A 24,290-nucleotide genomic window follows, 5' to 3' on the forward strand; every position below is an offset into this window, starting at 1 on the left:
CAAAAAGTTAGACCCTTTATTTAAGCAGCGAATGAGGATTGAATTCTGTATTCTACAGGGGTCAATCCTTTTAATTTTACTTTTATTCGTTTGTGGTTGTAATAAACAATATACCTCTCTAATTCCTGTTGAAAGTGCTCCATACTCTCAAACTCTTGGAGATAGAGTAACTCTGATTTTAAGAGACCAAAGAAGTTTTCAATGACTGCGTTATCAAAACAATTTCCCTTACGGGACATACTTTGAGTAATATTGTTTTCTTTGAGTAAATGCTGATATTTTGTCATTTGATAATGCCACCCTTGATCAGAATGGAGTATTGGACGTTCTCCGACTTGTAAGTGATTAAATGCCTCATTCAACATTGTTGTCACAAGAGAAAAAACAGGCCGTTTATCTATATGATAAGAGACAATTTCACCATTAAAAAGATCTAGAATAGGGGATAAATAAAGCTTCTCTCCAAACAGATGAAACTCTGTAATATCTGTGACCCATTTTTCATTTGGTTTAGACGCTTCAAAGTCGCGTTTAAGAATGTTAGGAGCGATCCTTCCTGTTTTCCCACGGTACGAGCGATATTTTTTGAGTCGCACGAGGCTCTTTAATCCTAATTCTTTCATCAGTCTATATACGGTCTTGTGATTAATAGAATATCCTAGTCTACCCAGCTCTAAAGTAATACGACGGTAACCGTATCTACCTTGGTGCTCATGAAAAATATGCTTAATTAGTTGTTTCATCTCTTTGTATTTATCAGGACCCTTAAAAGCTTTCGTCCAGTAATAATAAGTACTACGAGCGATTTTAGCTACCTTTATAAGGTCTACGACCTTATACTCATGCCTTAATTCAAACACTATTTGGGCTTTTTCTCGCTCTTTGATTCCCTTGATGCTTGAACTAAGGCGTTTAACTTTTTTAAATACGCAATTTCCATTCGTAGGTATTCATTTTCCTTTAGTAACTCTTCATTTGTCTTGTCTGTATCAAGATTTTCAGTAGGCTTTTTCTTCATTTTTGGACGACTCCTCTTTTTAGGAAACAGGCCATCCTTACCTTGTTCTTCAAAGGTTCTTTTCCATTTCGCCACCGTTGAGTAAGAAGGAATATTGAATACATATGATGCTTCACGAATAGACGCTCCTGTTTTTTCCATATAAGTTAATACGTCCATTTTAAACTTCACAGAGTAGTTTGTATAGGTCGGCTGTAAACCCTTTTCTCCATGTTTTTGATACAATGCCACCCATTTTATAATATCTGATTTAGTTGCGCTTATTAACTTGGCTGTTTCCCTATATGAGTTTCGCTTATTTAGGTACAAATCAATAGCCTTCAACTTATCTTCAAATGTATGTCTAGACATAAAAGCACCCCAATCATTAGAGTTTCTTTGTCTAACAATTGGGGTGCAGTTCATCCGAATTGAACTATTTGATACGGAGATTGATTCCATTCGTACTTTTACAATCGAGGATCAACGCTCTCAAGAGCAGTTAAAAGAAATTTCAATCGGTCCTGCTACGGAAATCATTGTGAACCCAAATGAAGTGGCCCAAGGAATTGAAGGACTAGAAGCACAGCTGGCTTCGACGCTGCAACAAGTGAAAAACGCAGCGCTAAAAGCTACCTTAACAGAAAATATTAAAGGTGAAATCGAACAGCTGCGTCAAGGTCAACTTCTTGAAAATATGTTCAAGTATTTATCATTCTTCTACGAATCGCCTGCTAGTTTACTAGATTATTTACCAGAAGGCGGCCTTGTCATCTTTGATGAGACAACTCGAATTCAAGAAACGTCTGATCAGCTTGAAACAGAGGAAGCTGAATGGATAACAGAATTATTAGGACAGGGGCAAATTGTTCGAGACGTTCAATTATCTCATAAGCTCCCATCGCTTATTCAGCGAGCAAAACATCAGTTTTTATACTTATCGTTATTTTTGAAGCACGTATCGTATACGAGTCCGCAAAATATTATTAATATTTCATGTAAGCAGATGCAGCAGTTTTACGGCCAAATGAACTTATTAAAAAATGAAATTGAACGTTGGAAAAATGCTAATTATACGGTAGTCCTCTTAGGAGCAGATAAAGAGCGCGTGAAAAAACTCGAAGGTGTGCTAGCAGATTATGATATTGATTCATCTATTTTAGATGGAAATGGTCAGCTTGTGCCAGGTCTTGTTCAAATTATTGAAGGCGATTTACAAATGGGCTTTGAACTGCCGATGCAAAAATTAGCTGTTTTAACCGAGGAAGAATTGTTTAAAAAACGGGTAAAGAAATCAAAGCGTCGTCAAAAGCTTTCCAATGCAGAGCGTATTAAAAGCTATTCAGAGTTAAACGTAGGTGACTATGTCGTTCACGTGAACCACGGTATTGGCCGTTATTTAGGAATGGAAACGTTAGAGATTAACGGTAATCATAAAGATTATATCCATATCAAATATGAAGGCTCTGACAAGCTGTACGTTCCTGTTGAACAGATTGATCAAGTACAAAAATATGTAGGCTCTGAAGGGAAAGAGCCAAAAGTATATAAACTTGGCGGAAATGATTGGAAGAAAGTGAAACGAAAAGTTGAGTCTTCTGTTCAAGACATCGCTGATGACTTAATTAAACTGTATGCAGAGCGTGAAGCAAGTAAAGGTTATGCATTTTCCCCAGATGGCGATTTACAGAGAGAATTTGAAACAGCTTTCCCTTATCAAGAAACCGAAGATCAGCTTCGTTCTGTACAAGAAATTAAAAAGGATATGGAACATGAAAGACCAATGGATCGTCTGCTTTGTGGAGACGTTGGATATGGAAAAACAGAAGTAGCCATTCGTGCTGCGTTTAAAGCTGTGACAGATGGAAAACAAGTGGCTATTTTAGTGCCAACCACTATTTTAGCTCAGCAGCACTATGAAACCATCCGTGAGCGTTTTCAAGACTATCCAATCAACATTGGGCTATTGAGCCGCTTTCGCAGCCGTAAACAGCAGCAAGAAACAATTAAAGGGCTAAAAAACGGGACCGTAGATGTAGTGATTGGTACACATCGTTTACTATCTAAAGACGTGATTTATAAAGATTTAGGATTGTTAGTTATCGATGAAGAGCAGCGTTTTGGTGTAACGCACAAGGAAAAAATCAAGCAAATGAAAGCAAACGTTGATGTCCTTACACTCACAGCAACACCTATTCCACGAACATTACATATGTCTATGTTGGGCGTAAGGGATTTGTCTGTTATTGAAACGCCGCCTGAAAATCGTTTTCCGGTTCAAACATATGTAGTGGAGTATAATCCGGTTTTAGTTCGTGAAGCGATTGAGCGTGAGTTAGCGCGTGATGGCCAAGTTTACTTTTTATATAATCGCGTAGAAGATATTGAACGAAAAGCAGAAGAAATTTCGATGCTCGTGCCTGATGCTAGGGTAACGTATGCCCACGGAAAAATGAATGAAACCGAACTCGAAGCGGTTATCTTAAGCTTTTTAGAAGGCGAATATGACGTGATTGTGAGTACAACCATTATTGAAACAGGAGTAGATATTCCCAATGTAAATACGCTTATTGTCAATAATGCTGATAAGATGGGATTATCACAACTGTATCAATTAAGAGGGCGTGTAGGTCGTTCAAATCGCGTGGCATATGCGTACTTTACGTATCACAAAGACAAAGTACTGACAGAAGTAGCTGAAAAGCGTCTGCAAGCTATTAAAGAATTCACCGAATTAGGTTCTGGTTTTAAAATTGCTATGCGTGATCTTTCAATACGTGGTGCCGGAAACTTACTGGGTGCTCAGCAGCATGGATTTATCGATTCTGTCGGTTTCGATCTCTACTCACAAATGCTTAAAGAAGCGATAGAGGAAAGACGCGGGTCTGACGGAGAAAGTGTAAAATTTAATGTGGAAATGAATCTGGATTTAGACGCGTATATTCCTGATCAGTACATTACAGACGGCCGCTTGAAAATTGAGATGTATAAGCGCTTTAGAGGAATTGAAGGACTAGAGGATATTCAAGAATTGCAGGATGAAATGATTGATCGTTTTGGAGAGTATCCGGCTGAGGTTGAGTATTTGTTTAAAGTAGCTGAAACAAAAGTATATGCAACGCAGAACTTAGTAGAATCTATTCTTCAGTCAAAACAAGAAATTTCTATTCTGCTGTCTGAAGAAGCGAGCTCAACGGTAGACGGCCAAAAATTATTCATGCTAGGTGATCAATTTGGCAGAATGGTCAGCTTAGGTATGGAAGGCAAGAAAGTAAAATTAGTGGTTAATGTAAAAGGACTTGCTCAAAAAGAATGGCTCAATATTGTGTATCAGTTAGTAAAAGGAGTAGCCACTGTTAAAAAAGAACAAGTTACGAATTAAAACAGGCAAGACAAAAGTATTTTAGTTAAAGGAAAATCCGAACGATGAATTGAGGTTCTTGATAAAGAATCCAACTCGTTCGGATTTTTTTATTGATATGGTGAACGCAGGTTTCATGTATGTGGCTGCTTCTAGCTGGTGTCTCAAGCGGTTCACCTCATTTCTCCTATTTGTTCGTCTTTAGGCGAGATAGGTTTAGTTATGTCTCAGCCTCTTTTGTATAGTCAAATAAAAATATCCAAATCCCCATGTTTTGGCGGTTTTTTGGACATTTTTTTAATAAAAGCACACTTTTTAACAAAAAAAGAGATGGTTGGTGAATAGAAGTTGTAGAGTGAAGAATACTAACCTCAACAAAGGTGAACCTTTTATCATATAGCCATCAGTGATATTCACCAACTATTTTAATCATCATATGAAAGAGAGGCTTCAATGAATGAAAGCAACAGGTATTGTTCGTCGTATTGATGATTTGGGTCGCGTTGTGATTCCAAAAGAAATTAGAAGAACGCTTCGTATCCGAGAGGGAGATCCGCTAGAGATTTTCGTCGATCGTGATGGAGAAGTTATTTTAAAGAAATATTCGCCAATTAGTGAATTAGGAGACTTTGCAAAAGAGTATGGCGAAGCGCTATACGATAGCTTAGGTCATCCTGTACTTATTTGTGACCGCGATGTATTTATTGCGGTAGCAGGAAGTTCTAAAAAAGAATACTTAAATAAAAACATTAGTTCGTTAGTGGAATCTGTTATGGAAAGCCGCAGTTCTTCTTTAGTAACTGATGGGAAAAACCTGGAATTTGTCGATGGATACGAAGAAAATATTTCTTCTTACACAATCGGTCCGATTATTGCAAATGGAGATCCGATTGGAGCTGTTGTCATTTTCTCAAAAGATAAGTCTCTTGGTGAAGTAGAGCATAAAGCAGCCGAAACAGCAGCTAGCTTCTTATCTCGTCAAATGGAGCAGTAAGCGTAATTATCTTTATTTTACATTATTTACTGAAAAGGTAGCAGTTTCTGCTGCCTTTTTTCATGCTGTCTTACCTTAGAAATAAAGAGAACATGATATAATGGTACGGTATTTTATTTATTGGAAAGTGCAGGATGTTTTATAAGAACAAAGCTCTATTCTATTGCGGTTAGAGGCTAATAAAAAGAGTTGTTCATATCATTACAAGCTGCAGGTGAAAGGTGTAGGAATGCAGAAACAATCAAAGCTCTATTCTATTTTTAACGGCGCCGTTATTTTAACGCTCGCAGGTTTATTTACGAAAATCTTAAGTGCCACTTATCGTATTCCATATCACCATATCGCGGGAGATATAGGGTTTTATATCTATCAGCAAGTTTATCCGCTATATGGAATTGCGCTACAGCTAGGTACATATGGTTTCCCTGTAATTATTTCAAAGTTAGTAGCTGAGTATGCGGTAACAAATCGGAGAAAGGAAATCCGAGGAATACTTCAAGTTTCGTTTGCTTTTTTATTTATAGTAGGCTGCACGATATTTGCGTTCGAATATATTTTCGCAGAAACGATTGCCGAATGGATGGGAGATCGTAAGTTAACAGTTCTCATTCAAATTATTTCATTTTCCTTTTTACTTATTCCGTTTATTGCTGTTATTCGTGGTTATTATCAAGGGTTACATAATATGTTTCCTACAGCGTTGTCTCAAATTGCAGAACAAGTTGTACGGGTAGGGACTATTTTGTATCTGTCTATTTTCTTGATCCAACATGGTTATGATTTATATACTGCAGGGGCGGGAGCTATTTTTGGTTCTATAACAGGCGGTATAACATCCCTTGTTATTTTATTTTTATTTGTTTTTAGAACAAAGACAAATTCTAAGGGAGTATTTCAACGCATAAAAAAAGCAGACATCAAGAGAATATTTAAAATCCTTGTTATTCAAGGCTTATTAATTTGTATTAGCGGTATGGGTCTGCTGTTTATCCAGCTTATTGACTCCTTTACTTTATATTCTAGTCTAACGGCGCACGGCATGGCTGAAGAAGCAGCACAAATTTTAAAAGGTATTTACGACCGTGGTCTTCCGTTGATTCAATTAGGTACAGTAGTAGGTACAGCTTTTTCGCTTTCGCTTGTACCTGTTATTTCTTCAGCCATTGCGAAAAAGAACCTGTCATTTGTGGTTGAAAAAGTTCAGCTGTCTCTCCGTCTATCGCTTGTAGTCGGAGTTGGAGCAGCTTTTGGCTTGATTGCGCTGATGAAACCCATTAATATGCTTTTATACGGTGACTCCCACGGAACGGACGTTTTACAAATTTTGAGCTTGTTAGTTATATTTACAACAGTAGCAGCAACTGCTGGAGCTGTGCTGCAGGGGATGGGCGCTGTTTTCGCGCCTGTAATAGCCGTCATCGCTGGCATGGCAGTCAAACTGATATTGAATCTTTGGCTAATACCAGATTTTCAAACCATAGGAGCAGCCATTGCTTCCTCAACTGGATTCGCTATCGTTGCAGCAATCAATCTATTTTGTCTGTATAAAAAGCTAGCTGTACTTCTTGTTCCGAAAAAGGCGAGTGGAGGTATTTTTATAACGGGCATAGCAATGGTCGTTCTTTTGCAAAGCTATTTATTTTGTTTACATCACTTTGCATGGTCTAATAGTTTAGATACAAGCAAACAAGTGGTTGAAACAGGAGCTGGTGTTTTAATAGGCGGTTTGTTTTATTTGTTTATCATTATGAAACAACATATTTTTACCGAAGAAGAATTACGTTTACTTCCAATGGGAAGTGTTTTAGCTAAATACGTATTAAAAAATAAATTAAGAAGGTGAAGCAATGACAGGTAAAGTAACAGTTATTGGTTTAGGAGCAGGCGATTTAGAACAGCTACCTGTAGGCATTTATCGCTTGCTACAGCAGGAAAAGCATATTTATATGCGCACAAAAGAACATCCTGTAATCAAAGAATTAGAAAGTGAAGGCTTGACGTATGTATCCTATGATGACGTATACGAATCTTATGATGCATTTGAACAGGTATATGAACATATATCAAATGATTTAATCGATAAAGCTTCAATAGAAGAAGTGGTGTATGCCGTTCCCGGGCACCCTTTAGTGGCAGAACGTACGGTTCAATTACTTTTACAAAAAGGAAAAGAACGAGGCATCCCTGTTGAAATTAAAGGAGGACAAAGCTTCTTAGACCCAATTTTTGGTGCGCTAAAGATCGATCCTATCGAAGGGTTTCAGCTACTAGACGGAACAGATTTAAAGCGAAGCGAAATAGAGTTAACCGGTCATGTTCTAATTGCTCAAGTGTACGATCAGTTCGTTGCCTCAGAGGTAAAGCTAACGCTGATGGAACATGTTCCTGATGATTACCTCGTTTACATTGTAACAGCAGCGGGAAGCAGCGAAGAAAAAATCCAGCCGGTCAAGCTGTATGAATTGGATAGAGAAATGTCGCTCAATAACTTAACGACTATTTATGTCCCTCCAGTAGCAGATGAAACAATTTTATACCATCAATTTGACGCATTCAGAAGGATTATTGCCACGCTCAGAGGACCAAACGGATGTCCTTGGGATCAAAAACAAACGCATGAATCGCTCAAGCGCTATTTGTTAGAAGAGTCTTATGAGTTATTAGATGCAATTGACCGTCAAGATGACGATAATATGATTGAAGAGCTTGGTGATGTATTGCTACAGGTATTGCTTCATGCACAAATCGGTGAAGATGAAGGAATGTTTTCAATTGATGATGTCATTCGCAGTGTTGCAGAGAAAATGGTAAGGCGCCATCCGCATGTATTTGGTGAAGTAAGCGTAAATGATGCAGACGAGGTCTTAAAAAATTGGGATGAAATCAAAAAAGAAGAAAAAGGAGAGGAACCTTCTTCTCTGTTAGCTTCTGTACCTGGAGCTATGCCTTCTTTAATGAAAGCGCATGGATACCAAAAACAAGCTGCAAAAGTTGGTTTCGATTGGTCAGAAGTTGAACCAATGTGGGAAAAAGTACAGGAAGAACTTGCTGAATTCCAAGAGGAAGTACAGCATGCTGATAAAGAAAAAATGAGCGATGAATTTGGAGATATTTTATTTGCTTTAGTGAATATTGCAAGATTCTATAAAATCGACTCTGAAGCTGCATTAGCCAAAACGAATACAAAATTTTTAAATCGATTTCAATATATTGAAGAAAAAGTGAGAGCTTCTGAAAAACCATTTGAATCTTTTTCGTTAGAAGAGTTAGATGAATTTTGGGAAGAAGCAAAAAAAACAGGTTTGTAAAACAGAAAGGTGAGGGAATTATGAGGTTAGATAAATTTTTAAAAGTATCACGTTTAATTAAGCGCCGTACATTAGCAAAAGAAGTATCAGACAAGGGCCGTATTACCATTAATGGAATCGTTGCAAAAGCAAGCACAAATGTGAAAGTAGGAGATGAATTAGCGATCACATTTGGCACGAAGAAAATTACCGTTAAAATAGAGGCTCTTCAAGAAGCAGCTAAAAAAGAAGAAGCAGCTAATTTGTACTCAATTGTCAAAGAAGAGCGTATTTCATCTGAAGTATAACTGATGAAGGCTTGTTCTAAATCACCTTTCTCATTCATATGTTTTAAACAACAGATAACAAGAGCGAATGCTCTTAATGAATGAGGTGGGGATGAAGATATGAGCCAATTTTACGAAACAAGCAATTCAAACAAAGACCATACTCCAAATCATGATTTAGTGATGAAGGGTCGGCGTCTCTTAGATATCACGGGTGTGAAGCAGGTAGAGAGCTTTGACAATGAGGAATTTTTACTTGAAACAGTGATGGGTTTCTTGTCAGTTAGAGGGCAAAATCTGCAAATGAAAAATTTAGACGTTGATCAAGGAATTGTATCGATAAAAGGAAAAATCTTTGATATAGTTTACTTAGATGAGAACCAATCGGAGAAGGCTAAAGGATTCTTTAGTAAGTTGTTTCGATGAGTTTAAACATTCAGCTCTATACAATGCTTGCGATGGTATCGATGGGAAGCGGTTTAGGTGCTTCTCTCGATACTTATCGTTACTTTGTTAATCGCTCTAAATCACGCCCATGGTTTGTATTTGTGAATGACGTATTGTTTTGGATGGTGCAAGCTCTTCTCATTTTTTATGTGTTGTTTTTAGTGAATGAAGGAGAACTGCGTTTGTATGCATTTCTTGCTTTGTTTTGCGGCTTTGCCGCGTATCAAAGCTTATTTCAATCACTGTATTTAAAAGTATTAACATTTACTGTCTCGAGCGTATTAAGTTTATATCGAGGTGTTTTAACGCTTAGTAATATTTTTTTGGTCAAGCCTATCCGCTTCTTTATTCATATTTTAGTTGTATTCGCTTTAGGGATCTACCGAGCTGTTCATAAGCTGCTCGTATTCTGTCTAAAGCTTATTTACGTACCGACCAGGTGGGTTCTTTTCGTATTTTGGAGAATGATGCCTAAACCTGTAAAACGATTTTTACATATGGGTTTTCGGTATATAGAAGGAATTTACAATCGTGCAAAGAATATGATAATGAGAATCGTTGCATGGGTGAACACTTTAAAAAACAAGGGGGACGACTAATTCAATGAGTGCGGTACGAAAAAAAAAGGTCGCGAAGTTAAATACTGATTATAGCCATAAACAAGAGCAAATTAAACAAAATACAGATCGAAAGCGTATCGGTTTAATTAGGCGTTTGACTGTTTTCGGAGTGTTGGCCTTAATCATTGGTGGATTGATGGTATCAGCTTTAATTACGCAAACCTCAGCTATTGAGAACAAAAAAGCTGAGAAGGTGAAATTAGAACAGCAGCTGACAAAATTACAAAGCAAGCAAAAACAGTTAAAAGGTGAAATCGTCAAGTTAAATGACGATGATTATATTAAAAAGATTGCCCGCAGAGATTATTTTTTATCAGAAGACGGGGAAATTATCTTTAATGTAAAAAAAGACTAAACGTATGGTTCGTTGACAGTGTATTTTTGCTTTTTGTATAATATAATAAATTGATTTCTTTTATCATTTAAGGAGGAGCATTTTTTTTATGTCAATCGAAGTAGGCAGCAAGTTACAGGGAAAGGTAACAGGTATTACGAACTTTGGAGCTTTTGTTGAGTTACCAGGAGGTTCAACAGGCTTGGTTCATATCAGTGAAGTAGCTGATAATTACGTAAAGGACATTAACGACCATTTAAAAGTGGGCGACGAAGTTGAAGTCAAAGTAATTAACGTTGAGAAAGATGGTAAAATTGGTCTTTCAATTAAGAAAGCGGTAGACAAACCAGAACGTCCAGAAAGACCAGAGCGTCCTGCAAGAGCGCCACGCTCAGACCGTCCACGTGATTCACGCCCACAACGTAATAATAATCGTGGTGGCGGTAATGATTTCCGTACAAAAGAAACATTCGAACAAAAAATGAATCGTTTCTTAAAAGACAGTGAAGAACGTTTATCTTCCCTAAAACGCCATACCGAATCAAAACGCGGTGGACGCGGTGCAAAACGCGGTTAACTTGCTGCTTATATCAAATAGATAGCGAGTTTTTGGAAAGTACCTTTTATTTAAAAGGTGCTTTTTTTATATGTAAAAAAGAGTAGAAAAAAAGCATGTACTGTTGTACATGCTTTTTGATGACCCGTACGGGATTCGAACCCGTGTTACCGCCGTGAAAGGGCGGTGTCTTAACCGCTTGACCAACGGGCCGTTATTCGAGTAGCGGCGGAGGGGATCGAACCCCCGACCTCACGGGTATGAACCGTACGCTCTAGCCAGCTGAGCTACACCGCCATTATACGTTCTCTAAAAGACATTTATAATGATATAAAAAAGCAGGGTTATTGTCAATAACTTTTTTGTTATTTTTATAGACTTTTATTTGCTTTTAAAAAAGAATGATGAGCATAGGCTTTCTCTGAGGCAAACAGTATCTCTGATATTTTTTAAATTGCCATGTAAGATTGTACATCTTTTTGTATAGTTTTCAATATAATACTAGAAAATAGTCGAACGATTATAGGTATTTTGCTAGTCCGTTTGACAAAATTTCACCTTTCGCCGCGATATAATAATGAATAAGTATAATTAGCGGGTGGTGGGAGAATGCAAAAGACGGAAAGAGATTTTGCAAGTCCAACAACAGAGGCGGTATTTAACCGAACTAGATTAGAAATGTCCCGTGTGTTTACAAAGGCGGGTATGAAAACGGAAAAGGTGTTATTTCAATGGGGATTGTTGCTGCTAGTCGTAGGTTTTTTATTAGGACGAGCGTTAATTTTAATGAAAATCATGCCATTTGCTTTGCCATTCTTTGCAGCTGTAATGGCTATAAAGAAAGAAAAAGCACCGCTAGCAAGTTTAGCCGTATTGGCAGGGGCATTTAGTGTTTCCATTCAAAATGGAGGTACCGTATTTGCTACACTATTTGTTTTCTTACTAATTCATCGATTTAGCGGCATACTGACAATGGATCCGTTAAAGAAGCTGCCGTTCACTGTATTTAGCGCGATGTTACTTACAAAACTAACTATTTTTTATGTGTTTACCAAGGAATTCACCATGTATGATTTTACATTTGTGGCAGTAGAAGCAGGGTTGAGCTTTATCTTAACAATGATTTTCTTACAAAGCGTGCCTTTAATTTCATACCGAAAGCGAAAACAATCATTAAAAACAGAAGAAGTGATTTCTCTAATTATTTTGTTGGCATCTGTTATGACGGGGACAATAGGGTGGATGATTTACGGGCTTTCGGCCGAACATATATTATCTCGTTACTTAGTATTAGTTTTTGCGTTTGTATCTGGCCCCACGATAGGAGCTACGGTAGGGGTCGTAACCGGTTTAATTTTAAGTTTCGCGAATGTTTCTAGTTTGTACGAAATGAGTTTACTCGCTTTTTCAGGCTTGCTTGGAGGACTTTTAAAAGACGGTAAAAAGCTAGGTGCAGCTCTTGGGCTGGTTGTTGGTTCATTGCTAATTGGCCTATATGCTCAGGCAGATCAAGGATTGACGACTAATTTGTATGAATCACTGACAGCCGTTGTCCTATTTTTATTAACCCCATCTTTTGTTTTGAAAAACTTAAGTAAACTCGTACCAGGGACATCTGAAAACATGCTTGAACAACAGCAGTACGTGCGCAAGATCCGAGATGTAACAGCGAATCGCGTAGAACAGTTCTCAAATGTTTTTCAAGCACTTTCCAAAAGCTTCACGCAAAATGGATTTTATGATGAAAAGCCAAGCGCGGATAAAGAAGTCGATTATTTCTTAAGCAGCGTTACCGAAAGGACGTGCCAATTTTGTTTTAAAAAAGAACAATGTTGGGCACAGCAGTTTGATACAACCTATGAATATATGAAGGAAATTATGCTTGAAGTTGATAATGGCACTCTTGAACAAAATCCAAGACTAATCCGAGAAATGGACAAACATTGTGTGAAATCGAAAAAAGTCATCGATGTGATTGAGCATGAACTTACGTATTTTAAAGCCAATCAGCACTTAAAAGCCCAAATTCAAGAAAGTAGAAGGATTGTAGCAGAACAGCTTCACGGTGTTTCTGAAGTCATGGGGAATTTTGCAAAAGAAATTAAGCGAGAGCGCGAAAATTTAAATGTACAAGAAGAACAGATTTTAGAAGCTCTTCGTAACTTTGGGATGGAAATCAATCAAATTGAAATTTATAGCTTAGAACCTGGAAATGTAGATATTGAAATGTGGGTGCCATATTGTCACGGAAGAGGAGAATGCGAGAAGATTATTGCGCCAATGCTTACAGATATTTTAGGTGAAAGTATTGTAGTAAAGAACGAAGAATGTGCTAAATATCCTCAAGGCTATTGCCACGTTTCGTTTGGCTGTACAAAAGCGTACGTTGTTGATACAGGCGTAGCACATGCTGCTAAAGGCGGAGGGTTTGTATCCGGTGACAGCTACTCCATGATTGAGCTAAACGCCGGTAAGTATGCACTAGCTATTAGCGATGGTATGGGGAATGGAGAGCGTGCCCACTATGAAAGCAGCGAAACGCTTCAGCTGTTAAAACAAATTTTACAAACAGGAATAGAAGAGACAATTGCAATTAAATCGATTAACTCTATTTTATCGCTGCGTACAAACGATGAGATCTTTTCTACGTTAGATTTAGCGATGATCGACTTACAAGATGCCAATGTAAACTTCTTGAAAATCGGTTCTACGCCAAGCTTCATCAAACGCGGAGATAAGGTAATTAAAATACAGGCAAGCAATTTGCCAATGGGCATTATTGAAGAATTTGAAGTGGATGTTGTGAATGAACAAATGAAGGCGGAAGATTTATTAATTATGATGAGTGACGGCGTATTTGAAGGACCGAAACACGTTGAGAACTACGAAATGTGGATGAAGCGAAAAATTGGCGAGCTTCAAACAAACGATCCACAAGAAATTGCAGACTTAATTATGGAAGAAGTTATTCGAACAAAATCAGGTTTAATTGAAGATGATATGACGGTAGTTGTGGCAAAACTTCAGCACAATACCCCGAAATGGTCATCGATTCCTTCTTACGCTTATCGTAAAAAAGCACAATAGTTAGATAGAAGTATATTTTATCTCCTCCTCGTCTATCATGTTAATACTGATAATGAGGAGGGGATTTTTTTATGAAAAAAGGTACATTGAAACAGATGTTGGTCATTACGGACGGTGGTTCGAATACAGGTGAAGATCCGGTAGCAATGGCAGCACTGGCTAAAGAACAAGGGATTAGTGTAAACGTTATTGGTGTGATGGAAGAGGACACAATTGATGAGCAAAGCACGAATGAAATAGAAGGCATTGCCATGTCAGGCGGTGGCGTGAGTCAAATTGTTTACGTAAAACAGCTGTCTCAAACTGTTCAAATGGTTACAAGGCAGGCAATGACGCAAACACTTCAAGGCGTTGTAAATAAAGAACTTCAGCAAATTCTAGGTTCCTCTAATTCAAGATTAGAAGAGTTATCTCCTGAGAAGCGAGGAGAAATCATGGAAGTTGTTGATGAACTTGGGGAAACGGTTGACTTAGAGATTCTTATTTTAGTTGACATGAGCGGAAGTATGAAAAATAAGCTTCCTACTGTAAAGGAGTCGCTGTTAGATTTATCGTTAAGCTTGAATGCTCGCATGGGGCATAATCAATTTTCAATCTTTTTATTTCCTGGGAAAAAGAAAGACGTAGAGAAGCTAATGGACTGGAATCCAAGGTTAGAGTCGCTTTCAACGATTTTTCCGAAACTAACAGCAGGAGGTATTACGCCTACTGGACCGGCTATCAAAGAGGCTACTCATTATTTCACCAAAAAGCGCTCATTGAGAGGGTTGTTAAAAAATAATGAACAATACATTGAAGAATCAGGTATGTAACCTATCTCCGGGAACAGAAATTCAAGGAAAATGGCATCACGTCCATTATAAAATTCTTGAGAAATTAGGCGTGGGGGCAACTGGAGTTGTCTATTTAGTTCAATTAGTAAACGGAACGCTAGCGGCGTTAAAAATAAGCTTTTCCAACATGTCCGTTACAGCAGAAGTGAATGTATTAAAAAAGCTCTCTCAAGTCAAAGACAAAGTGCTAGGACCGCGCTTACTTGATGTAGATGATTGGAGCTATGGTTCTCACGCTCTTTCTTTTTATGTAATGGAATATGTGAAAGGGCAGCCTCTCCTTTCCTTTATCTCAACAAGAGGGACAGAATGGCTGCAAGTATTTGCAAGTCAGCTCTTAACAGACTTAGAAAACCTTCATGAAGAAGGGTGGGTATTTGGCGATTTAAAACCAGAAAACCTGGTCGTAACACCTAACCCCGTAAAAGTTCGGTGGATTGACGTCGGGGGAACAACTCTACAAGGGCGGTCAATAAAAGAATTTACCGACTTTTATGATCGAGCGCACTGGGGGCTTGGCTCCCGAAAAGCAGAACCAACCTATGATTTGTTTGCTGTATCTATGGTTTTGATTCACGCAGCTTATGGCAAGCGAATTAATAAAACAGACAAACCAGCTGAACAATTAAAACAATTTATATTAACAACAAAGCAGTTAGAACCTTTCGGAGACGTTTTGTATCAAGCGGTTACGGGAAAGTATAAGTCAGCTAAAGAAATGAAAACAGAGGTGTTATCGGTCGAAAAAAGAAGAGGGGCAAAAAGTAAGGGAACAAAGCCTCAAAACGTTCGTCAACCGTCTGCCCCTCGTGTTAAAGTAAAGAAGAAGCGTTCTCACGTGTTAGAGACGCTACTACTTTGTACGTCTGTAATGTTGATTTATATTTTGTATCTATTTATTCAAGTGCTATAAAGTTTGGAGAAATTGTGAAACTTTCCTTATAGTCATTCGTATAAAGTAAATTAATGATACATTATTGCGTGTACATTATAAGGATGAGTCATTCCTATGGAAAAGCAAGTGAACAATTTTATGACAAAACATCAGTTATTATCCGCAGGCTCTACAGTGGTTGTAGGTATTTCTGGTGGTCCTGATTCTTTAGCACTGCTGCATTTCTTATGGAGTCTGAAAGAGCAAAAATCTCTCACGATTATTGCTGCTCATGTTGATCATATGTTCCGGGGCAAAGAGTCACAGCAAGATATGGAATATGTGCAGAACTACTGCAAACAATTGAATATTAAATGTGAGGCGAAGCAGATTGATGTTACTGCCTATCAGAAGGAAAGAAAGTTATCTTCTCAAGTAGCAGCCAGAGAATGCCGCTATACATTCTTTACTCATGTTATGAAGAAGCACAAAGCAAATCTTCTTGCATTAGGACATCACGGAGATGATCAGATTGAAACGATGTTAATGCGAATGGTCCGAGGCAGTACGATGAATGGATACGCAGGGATGCAGCCCAAGCGGCCATATGCGGATGGATTTATTATTAGGCCGTTCCTAGCCGTAACGAAAGAAGAAATCAATCGCTACTGTAAGCTACATGGCCTTACCCCTCGGATTGATCCGAGTAATGAGAAAGACTCGTACACAAGAAATCGGTTTCGTCATTACGTTTTGCCATTTTTAAAGCAAGAAAACGCAGCTGTACATGAAAAATTTCAACAATTTAGCGAGAACTTGCATGAAGATCAAGCATACTTAGAGGAATTAACGACCGGTGTGATGAATAAAGTAATGAGAAAGAAATTGCAAAATGAAATTCTCATTGATAGAGATTGTTTTCTAAGGATACGCAAGCCTTTACAAAGGCGTGGTATTCAACTAATATTAAACTATCTCTATAAAGAAATTCCTCCAACCCTTTCCTCAGCGCATATTGACATGTTAGTAGGATTTTGTGAAAGTGAAAAACCGTCTGGTACGCTTGACTTTCCAAATGGTTTGCGCATTATCCGATCTTACAACGACTGTCTTTTCACCTTTAATGAGGGGAACATCGAGCCATATGAATTTATTGTTCCGATTCCAGGGGTCGTCGAGCTTCCAAATGGTCACCAGCTTATTTGTGAAATACATAATAAAGTCGAAGATATAAAAGGAAACGATGTTTTTCTTTTAGATGAAGCTCACGATTTACAATCATTAAAGGTAAGGACACGAAAAAATGGCGATAAAATGCGAGTAAAGGGCATGAAGGGACATAAAAAAGTAAAGGATATTTTTATCGATGAAAAAATTCCTTTACAATTCAGAGATCATTGGCCGGTAGTGGAAGATAGCCAAGGAACTATTTTGTGGCTACCTGGTTTGAAAAAATCTGCTTATGAACTGCATACACATAAGTCCAGATATGTTATTTTATACTATAAGTAGCGAAAACTTCTAGGAGGCAAGTAAGGAATGAAGCAGGATATTCAAGAAATTTTGATTTCAGAAGAAGAAATACAACAGAAAGTAAAAGAATTGGGTAAGCTATTATCTGAGGAATACGCTGACCGTTTTCCCTTGGTAATCGGTGTATTAAAAGGCGCTATGCCTTTTATGTCTGATCTAATTAAGCGTGTTGATACATATTTAGAAATGGATTTTATGGATGTATCAAGTTATGGCAATGCGATGGTTTCTTCTGGTGAAGTAAAAATCCTAAAAGATTTAGATACATCAGTTGAAGGTCGAGACATTCTTATCTTAGAGGATATTATCGACAGCGGCTTAACGCTTAGCTACCTTGTAGAGTTATTCAAGTATCGTAAAGCTAAGTCAATTAAGATTGTCACACTCTTAGACAAACCAACAGGTCGTAAAGCATCTATTAAAGCAGATTACGTTGGATTTGAAGTACCTGATGCATTCGTAGTAGGGTATGGATTAGATTATCAAGAAAAATATCGTAACCTGCCGTATATTGGGGTTCTTAAACCGCAAGTATACAGCAATTAATAAGCACATATCCAAGTGCAATTTATTGGATAGGATAAATGTTCTATGTTAGTATTGAATACAGTATTTGTTTATCGTGGGAGGAGGTAAGAAATGAATCGGATCTTCCGTAATACCATCTTTTATTTACTTATATTTTTAGTCATTATTGGCGTGGTAAGCTTCTTTAGTGGCTCTAATCAAAAAGCAGAACCAATGAGATACGATACATTTGTTCAACACTTAGACAAAGGTGATGTAAAATCACTCTCTATGAAGCCTGAAAGAGGCGTGTATGTTGTGCAAGGGAAGTTAGATTCTTATAAAAAGGATCAAACGTTCCAAACTTACATCGTAGATGGTGACAAAGCACTTAATCGTATTGACGCTGCTTCAGAAAATAATCAAGTAGAAGTTGATTTTAAACCTGCTGATGAAACAAGCGGCTGGGTAACGTTCTTTACGTCAATCATTCCGTTTGTTATTATTTTCATCCTATTCTTCTTCTTACTGAACCAAGCTCAAGGTGGCGGAAGCCGCGTTATGAACTTCGGTAAAAGTAAGGCTAAGCTTTACAGTGAAGAAAAGAAAAAGGTTAAATTTAAAGACGTAGCTGGTGCAGACGAAGAAAAGCAAGAACTTGTGGAAGTTGTTGAGTTCTTAAAAGATCCTCGTAAATTCGCAGAGCTAGGTGCAAGAATTCCGAAGGGTGTCTTACTTGTGGGACCTCCTGGTACTGGTAAAACATTATTAGCAAGAGCTGTTGCTGGTGAAGCAGGCGTTCCTTTCTTCTCTATCAGTGGTTCAGACTTTGTTGAAATGTTTGTTGGGGTCGGTGCTTCTCGTGTTCGTGATCTATTCGAAAATGCGAAGAAGAATGCTCCATGTATTATCTTTATTGATGAAATCGATGCTGTAGGTCGTCAACGTGGCGCAGGTCTTGGTGGCGGACACGATGAGCGTGAACAAACATTGAACCAATTGCTTGTTGAGATGGATGGTTTTGGTGCTAACGAAGGTATCATTATCATTGCAGCAACAAACCGCCCGGATATCTTAGATCCAGCGTTATTACGTCCAGGCCGCTTCGACCGTCAAATTACGGTAGATCGTCCAGATGTAAATGGCCGTGAAGCAGTGCTTAAAGTACATGCTCGCAATAAGCCTTTAGATGAATCAGTAAACTTAAAAGCAATTGCTATGCGTACGCCAGGTTTCTCAGGTGCAGATCTCGAAAACTTGTTAAACGAAGCTGCCTTAGTAGCTGCTAGACAGGACAAAAAGAAAATTGAAATGGTTGACATTGACGAAGCAACAGACCGCGTAATTGCAGGTCCAGCTAAGAAAAGTCGAGTTATTTCTAAAAAAGAACGCAATATTGTTGCTTATCATGAAGCAGGACATACAATTATCGGTGTCGTATTAGACGAAGCTGATATGGTACATAAAGTAACCATTGTTCCACGTGGGCAAGCTGGTGGATATGCTGTTATGTTACCAAAAGAAGATCGCTACTTTATGACGAAGCCAGAGCTGCTGGATAAAATTGTTGGATTGCTTGGTGGTCGCGTAGCTGAGGAAATTATTTTCGGCGAAGTGAGTACAGGTGCTCACAATGACTTCCAGCGTGCAACAAGCATCGCTCGTAAAATGGTAACAGAATACGGTATGAGTGAAAAGTTAGGACCAATGCAATTCGGTCAATCACAACAAGGCCAAGTATTCTTAGGTCGTGATTTACACAGTGAACAAAACTACAGTGATGCAATTGCTCATGAAATTGATAATGAAATCCAACGTTTCATTAAAGAAAGCTATGAGCGTGCGAAGCAGATCTTAACGGAAAACCGTGACAAGTTAGAGCTTGTAGCTCAAACATTGTTAGAAGTAGAAACGTTAGACGCTGAGCAAATCAACCACTTAGTAGATCATGGAACTCTTCCAGACCGTTCTAGTCACGTAACAGATGAAGATGTTAAAGTAAACATCCAAACAAAGACAGACGATGAAGAGCCAAAAGCATAAGACAATAAAAATCAGTGGAGATATTCTCCACTGATTTTTTTATGAGCAAAAGTTAGATTTGATAAAAGGTTTTCGTATATATGGTGGATAAGTAGGATATCTACTAGAGAATCGTGTCATTATATTCCTATTTTATCTAGAATATACACGTCTATTTACCAGTTATGGTATGATGGTTTCAGTGTGAATACTGAATTTATATAAAGTGGTGATTGAAATGATTTTTGTATTAGATGTTGGAAATACGAATACGGTATTAGGTGTATACGATGGAGATGAATTAAAGTATCATTGGCGTGTAGAAACAAGCCGTAATAAAACAGAAGACGAGTATGGCATGACAATCAAAGCCTTGCTTGAGCACGTTAGTTTATCTTTTAAAGATATTCATGGTATTATTATTTCCTCTGTTGTTCCTCCTATTATGTTTGCATTGGAGAGAATGTGTCAAAAGTATTTTCATTTAAAGCCGCTTGTTGTTGGTCCTGGAATTAAGACGGGTTTAAATATTAAATATGAAAATCCGCGTGAAGTGGGAGCAGACCGTATTGTAAATGCTGTTGCTGGAATTCAGCTATACGGAAGCCCTTTAATTATCGTTGATTTTGGTACCGCAACCACGTATTGCTATATTGATGAAAATAAGCAATATATGGGTGGTGCGATTGCCCCTGGTATTAATATTTCGACAGAAGCTCTTTATTCAAGAGCATCTAAGCTTCCGCGAATTGAAATTGCGCGACCAAATAGCATTGTGGGAAAAAATACAGTATCTGCGATGCAAGCAGGTATTTTATATGGATACGTTGGACAAGTAGAAGGAATTGTAGCAAGAATGAAAGAGCAAGCAACAGTAAATCCTAAAGTTATTGCTACTGGAGGACTCGCAACATTGATTGCTAAAGAGTCGGATATTATTGATATTGTGGATCCATTTTTGACTTTAAAAGGATTGCAAATAATTTATACAAAAAATATGGAGTAAGAGGTGTATATTATGGGTGACTATTTAGTAAAAGCACTAGCTTACAATAGTCAAGTTCGCGCTTATGCAGTAAAAACAACGGATACAGTTGGAGAAGCGCAGCGCCGTCACTATACATGGCCTACAGCCTCTGCAGCATTGGGACGTTCAATGACTGCGGGAGTCATGATGGGGGCTATGCTAAAGGGTGAGCAAAAGCTAACAATTAAAATTGAAGGTCGCGGCCCAATTGGCGTTATTTTAGTAGACAGCAATGCTAAAGGGGAAGTGCGCGGATATGTAACGAATCCACAAACGCACTTCGATTTAAATCAGCATGGAAAATTAGATGTAGCACGTGCTGTAGGTACAGATGGCACGCTAAGTGTCGTAAAAGATATCGGAATGCGTGATCAATTTAACGGACAAGTACCTATTGTATCGGGAGAATTAGGAGAGGATTTCACGTATTATTTTGTGACATCTGAACAAGTCCCATCTTCAGTAGGTGTAGGTGTACTTGTTAACCCTGATAACACGATCTTAGCTGCGGGCGGATTTATCATTCAGCTTCTGCCAGGAACCGATGATAAAACGATTACAGCTATTGAACAACGATTACAGACGATTGAACCAATTTCAAAACTGATTCAAAAAGGTCTTTCTCCTGAAGAAATCTTAGAAGAAGTTCTTGGAAAAGAAAATGTAAAGTTTCTGGAGACAATGCCTGTAGAGTTCAAATGTCAGTGCTCAGAAGAAAGAATTGCCAATGCTATTATCAGCTTAGGACAAGAAGAGATTCAATCGATGATTGAGGAAGACGGCCAAGCTGAAGCCCAGTGTCATTTCTGTAATGAGACCTATCGTTTTGATAAAAAGCAGCTTGAAGAAATGAAAGAACAAGCAATTTAAATGAAATAAAAGATTCTTAAAAGGCGTCATTTTATAAATGAGCGCCTTTTTTTATAGATAATAGGTTCTATTTCTGTATATATTGATCTAAAAATATAACAAAATTAGGTAAATGGAAAGACAAAATGATTGACAATTTAGAAAACATCTGATAAATTGTATACAAAATCAATAAAATTAGTTGGTATTAGGAGTGGTCATATGGCACGTATTGCAAATTCAATTACAGAGTTAATTGGTCAAACACCAATCGTAAAACTAAACCGTCTAGTTGAAGAAGATATGGCGGATGTATATTTAAAATTAGAATTTATGAACCCGGGGAGCAGTGTAAAAGATCGTATAGCATTAGCGATGATCGAAGATGCGGAAGCAAAAGGTGTGTTAAAACCTGGCGACACAATCATTGAACCAACAAGTGGTAACACAGGAATTGGCTTAGCAATGGTAGCTGCAGCAAAAGGATACCGTGCTATTTTAACAATGCCTGAAACGATGAGTATTGAGCGTCGTAATCTGCTTCGTGCGTACGGTGCAGAGTTAGTGTTAACACCAGGTCCAGAAGGAATGAAAGGGGCGGTTAATAAAGCAACTGAGCTTGCAAAAGAGCACGGCTACTTTATTCCTCAGCAGTTCCAAAACGAGGCGAACCCAGAAGTGCACCGTCAAACAACGGCTAAAGAAATTATCGAGCAGTTTGGCGATCAGCTAGATGGATTTGTGGCAGGTATCGGTACTGGCGGTACTATTACAGGTGCTGGTGAAGTGTTAAAAGAAAAGTATCCAAATATCAAAATTTATGCGGTAGAGCCAGCTGATTCTCCGATTTTAAGCGGTGGTCAACCAGGACCTCATAAAATTCAAGGAATTGGTGCAAACTTTGTTCCGGATACGCTTAACACGGAAGTATATGACGAAGTTGTCGCTGTTCAAAACGACCAAGCTTTTGAATATGCCCGTAAAGTAGCAAAAACAGAAGGTGTACTAGTAGGTATCTCTTCTGGGGCTGCGATTTATGCTGCGTTAAAAGCTGCAAAACAGCTTGGAAAAGGTAAAAAAGTGTTAGCGATTATTCCAAGTAACGGTGAGCGTTACCTAAGTACTCCATTGTTCCAATTCGAGGAACAAACACAAGCATAAAAACGATAAAAAAACAGCTTCTATATGAAGCTGTTTTTTTTCATCTAAGAATCATGTAAAATGAAAGCAGGTGATTTATTTTTAGGAGAGTGAACAAATGCAGCAAAGAATGACTTGGGGCGAATCTATTTCTATCTCTAAAAACCAATGGTTCAAAAAATATCAAGAGTTGTCAAAAGAGGAACCGAATCATATCCTGCTTGAAAGCGGTCGAGGCGGAAAGTTTCAAATGATGGGATTAAAACCTGTAGCCATTTTGCGAGGCGAACAAAACGAGCTTCATATCAAAACGGATGACCAAGCTACTGTTCAAAAAGGTAATCCGTTTCATCTTATGCGAGACTGGATGAAGAAGTTTGAATCAGAGGTGAATCCAGATCTTCCTCCTTTTCAAGGTGGAGCAATTGGCTTTATTAGCTATGATTATATCCGCTATGTAGAAACCATACCTGACCTTGCTGAAGATTCATTGAAAACGCCGGACGTTTATTTCCTTATTTTCGATGACGTATTTGTATACGATCAAGAAAAGGAAAAGCTCTGGATTATCGTTAATGACGAAGCAGATTGTAAAGAGCAGGCACATAAGCGTATTGATCAATATAAAAAGGACTGGATGGAGGCAAGTGCTGAAGGACTCTCATATGAGCGGATTCATCGTGTTGCCGAAAAGAGTGAGGTTTCGATGTCTGAAGCTGTTTTTTCAGATGCCACAACTCGCGTACATGAGTACATTGGGCAAGGCGATGTGTTTCAAGTGAACTTATCTGTTCGACAGTCTCAACAGCTTCAAACTCATCCTATGCATATCTACGAACAGGTGCGAAAAATCAACCCGTCTCCTTACATGTCTTATATGCAGACAGAAGAATTTCACATTGTGAGCTGTTCACCAGAACTATTAGTGAAAAAAGCCGGTGATGAAATCAGTACGAGACCGATTGCGGGAACGCGCTCTCGCGGTAAGGATGATCAAGAAGACCAACAGTTAGCGGATGAGCTTATTCATAACGAAAAAGAGCGTGCAGAGCATGTGATGCTTGTTGACTTGGAGCGTAATGATCTTGGTAGAGTAAGCGAATATGGTACCGTACATGTTGACGAGTTTATGGTTATTGAAAAATATTCACATGTCATGCATATTGTGTCTAATGTAAAAGGCAAGCTCGCGCGCAGCAAAGATTTTGTAGATATCGTAGATGCGGTTTTTCCTGGAGGGACGATTACTGGAGCACCTAAAGTTCGTACAATGGAAATCATTGAAGAACTTGAACCAGTTCGACGAGGAATTTATACAGGATCGATTGGTTGGATTGGGTTTAATGGAGATATGGAATTAAATATTGCGATTCGCACTATGATTATTCAAGACGGCCAAGCTTATGTGCAGGCTGGTGCGGGTGTTGTGATTGATTCAAATCCGAAACACGAATACAAAGAATCACTGAAAAAAGCAATTGCACTATGGAAAGCAAAAGAGCAGAGCGAAAATGAGCTGAGTGAGGGTGAGTAAA

At 38.3% G+C, this 24,290-nt stretch carries 19 protein-coding genes, 2 tRNA genes and 1 pseudogene; 19 read left to right on the forward strand and 3 right to left on the reverse strand.

Features of this window, described 5'->3' with window-relative positions; all coding sequences use genetic code 11:
* Positions 1–20: 20 nt before the first annotated feature.
* A protein-coding gene (locus JNUCC25_RS00375) for an IS3 family transposase (protein ID WP_454222654.1) occupies positions 21–1,369 on the reverse strand; the annotation gives its coding sequence in 2 pieces (ribosomal slippage) (positions 21–910 and positions 910–1,369; 1,350 coding nt in all).
* Between JNUCC25_RS00375 and mfd the strand changes: the two are divergent.
* The 9 genes and pseudogenes from mfd to JNUCC25_RS00420 all read left to right on the forward strand — a co-directional run.
* Positions 1,314–4,379 (forward strand): annotated as a pseudogene (gene mfd, locus JNUCC25_RS00380) (transcription-repair coupling factor); the annotation flags it as partial. The gene JNUCC25_RS00375 and the pseudogene mfd overlap by 56 nt on opposite strands.
* Positions 4,380–4,815: 436 nt before the next feature.
* Entirely contained in the window at positions 4,816–5,352 is a 537-nt protein-coding gene (gene spoVT / locus JNUCC25_RS00385; RefSeq protein ID WP_013054872.1) for a stage V sporulation protein T, read from the forward strand.
* 229 nt (positions 5,353–5,581) lie between these two features.
* Positions 5,582–7,195 carry a putative polysaccharide biosynthesis protein gene (locus JNUCC25_RS00390; RefSeq protein WP_029325201.1) on the forward strand — a complete coding sequence of 538 codons (1,614 nt, stop codon included), beginning with the start codon at positions 5,582–5,584 and terminating at the stop codon, positions 7,193–7,195.
* Positions 7,196–7,199: 4 nt separating this feature from the next.
* Positions 7,200–8,660, forward strand: a complete 1,461-nt coding sequence (locus tag JNUCC25_RS00395) for a bifunctional methyltransferase/pyrophosphohydrolase YabN (RefSeq protein ID WP_029325202.1) — start codon at positions 7,200–7,202, stop codon at positions 8,658–8,660.
* 20 nt (positions 8,661–8,680) lie between these two features.
* Positions 8,681–8,947, forward strand: coding sequence for an RNA-binding S4 domain-containing protein (locus JNUCC25_RS00400; protein ID WP_013054875.1), 267 nt, complete (start codon positions 8,681–8,683; stop codon positions 8,945–8,947).
* Between the two features lie 99 nt (positions 8,948–9,046).
* Complete coding sequence (gene yabP, locus JNUCC25_RS00405; protein ID WP_013054876.1) at positions 9,047–9,352, forward strand: sporulation protein YabP; 306 nt, start codon at positions 9,047–9,049, stop codon at positions 9,350–9,352.
* Positions 9,349–9,972, forward strand: coding sequence for a spore cortex biosynthesis protein YabQ (gene yabQ, locus JNUCC25_RS00410; RefSeq protein WP_140456577.1), 624 nt, complete (start codon positions 9,349–9,351; stop codon positions 9,970–9,972). The genes yabP and yabQ overlap by 4 nt, the downstream gene beginning before the upstream one ends.
* A 4-nt stretch (positions 9,973–9,976) precedes the next feature.
* Positions 9,977–10,348 carry an FtsB family cell division protein gene (locus tag JNUCC25_RS00415; protein WP_013054878.1) on the forward strand — a complete coding sequence of 124 codons (372 nt, stop codon included), beginning with the start codon at positions 9,977–9,979 and terminating at the stop codon, positions 10,346–10,348.
* 88 nt (positions 10,349–10,436) lie between these two features.
* Positions 10,437–10,904, forward strand: a complete 468-nt coding sequence (locus tag JNUCC25_RS00420; RefSeq protein WP_013054879.1) for a S1 domain-containing RNA-binding protein — start codon at positions 10,437–10,439, stop codon at positions 10,902–10,904.
* 120 nt (positions 10,905–11,024) lie between these two features.
* Here the strand turns inward: JNUCC25_RS00420 and JNUCC25_RS00425 are convergent.
* A tRNA-Glu gene (locus JNUCC25_RS00425) sits at positions 11,025–11,096 on the reverse strand.
* Positions 11,097–11,106: 10 nt separating this feature from the next.
* Positions 11,107–11,180: transfer RNA gene (locus JNUCC25_RS00430), tRNA-Met, on the reverse strand.
* A 312-nt stretch (positions 11,181–11,492) separates the two neighbouring features.
* Between JNUCC25_RS00430 and spoIIE the strand changes: the two genes are divergently transcribed.
* The 10 genes from spoIIE (at position 11,493) to pabB (ending at position 24,289) form a co-directional block, all read left to right on the forward strand.
* Complete coding sequence (spoIIE, locus tag JNUCC25_RS00435) at positions 11,493–13,970, forward strand: stage II sporulation protein E (protein WP_013054880.1); 2,478 nt, start codon at positions 11,493–11,495, stop codon at positions 13,968–13,970.
* 71 nt (positions 13,971–14,041) lie between these two features.
* Complete coding sequence (locus tag JNUCC25_RS00440) at positions 14,042–14,782, forward strand: VWA domain-containing protein (RefSeq protein ID WP_013054881.1); 741 nt, start codon at positions 14,042–14,044, stop codon at positions 14,780–14,782.
* Positions 14,751–15,716 (forward strand): protein kinase domain-containing protein, encoded by a 966-nt coding sequence (locus JNUCC25_RS00445; protein ID WP_064471256.1) that lies wholly within the window; start codon positions 14,751–14,753, stop codon positions 15,714–15,716. The genes JNUCC25_RS00440 and JNUCC25_RS00445 overlap by 32 nt, the downstream gene beginning before the upstream one ends.
* A 96-nt stretch (positions 15,717–15,812) precedes the next feature.
* Positions 15,813–17,189, forward strand: a complete 1,377-nt coding sequence (gene tilS / locus JNUCC25_RS00450) for a tRNA lysidine(34) synthetase TilS (protein ID WP_029325205.1) — start codon at positions 15,813–15,815, stop codon at positions 17,187–17,189.
* A gap of 27 nt (positions 17,190–17,216) precedes the next feature.
* Positions 17,217–17,756: a hypoxanthine phosphoribosyltransferase gene (gene hpt / locus JNUCC25_RS00455; protein ID WP_013054884.1), complete on the forward strand. Its 540-nt coding sequence runs from the start codon at positions 17,217–17,219 to the stop codon at positions 17,754–17,756.
* A gap of 93 nt (positions 17,757–17,849) precedes the next feature.
* Positions 17,850–19,760 carry an ATP-dependent zinc metalloprotease FtsH gene (gene ftsH / locus JNUCC25_RS00460; RefSeq protein WP_013081350.1) on the forward strand — a complete coding sequence of 637 codons (1,911 nt, stop codon included), beginning with the start codon at positions 17,850–17,852 and terminating at the stop codon, positions 19,758–19,760.
* Positions 19,761–19,977: 217 nt separating this feature from the next.
* Positions 19,978–20,745, forward strand: coding sequence for a type III pantothenate kinase (locus JNUCC25_RS00465; RefSeq protein WP_013054886.1), 768 nt, complete (start codon positions 19,978–19,980; stop codon positions 20,743–20,745).
* Between the two features lie 12 nt (positions 20,746–20,757).
* Positions 20,758–21,636 carry an Hsp33 family molecular chaperone HslO gene (gene hslO / locus JNUCC25_RS00470; protein WP_013054887.1) on the forward strand — a complete coding sequence of 293 codons (879 nt, stop codon included), beginning with the start codon at positions 20,758–20,760 and terminating at the stop codon, positions 21,634–21,636.
* A gap of 201 nt (positions 21,637–21,837) precedes the next feature.
* Positions 21,838–22,776, forward strand: a complete 939-nt coding sequence (gene cysK, locus JNUCC25_RS00475) for a cysteine synthase A (protein ID WP_013054888.1) — start codon at positions 21,838–21,840, stop codon at positions 22,774–22,776.
* A 97-nt stretch (positions 22,777–22,873) separates the two neighbouring features.
* On the forward strand, positions 22,874–24,289 hold the full coding sequence (gene pabB, locus JNUCC25_RS00480) for an aminodeoxychorismate synthase component I (protein ID WP_029325206.1): 1,416 nt from the start codon (positions 22,874–22,876) through the stop codon (positions 24,287–24,289).
* Position 24,290: the final 1 nt, after the last annotated feature.

This window comes from Priestia sp. JNUCC 25 (assembly GCF_053667915.1).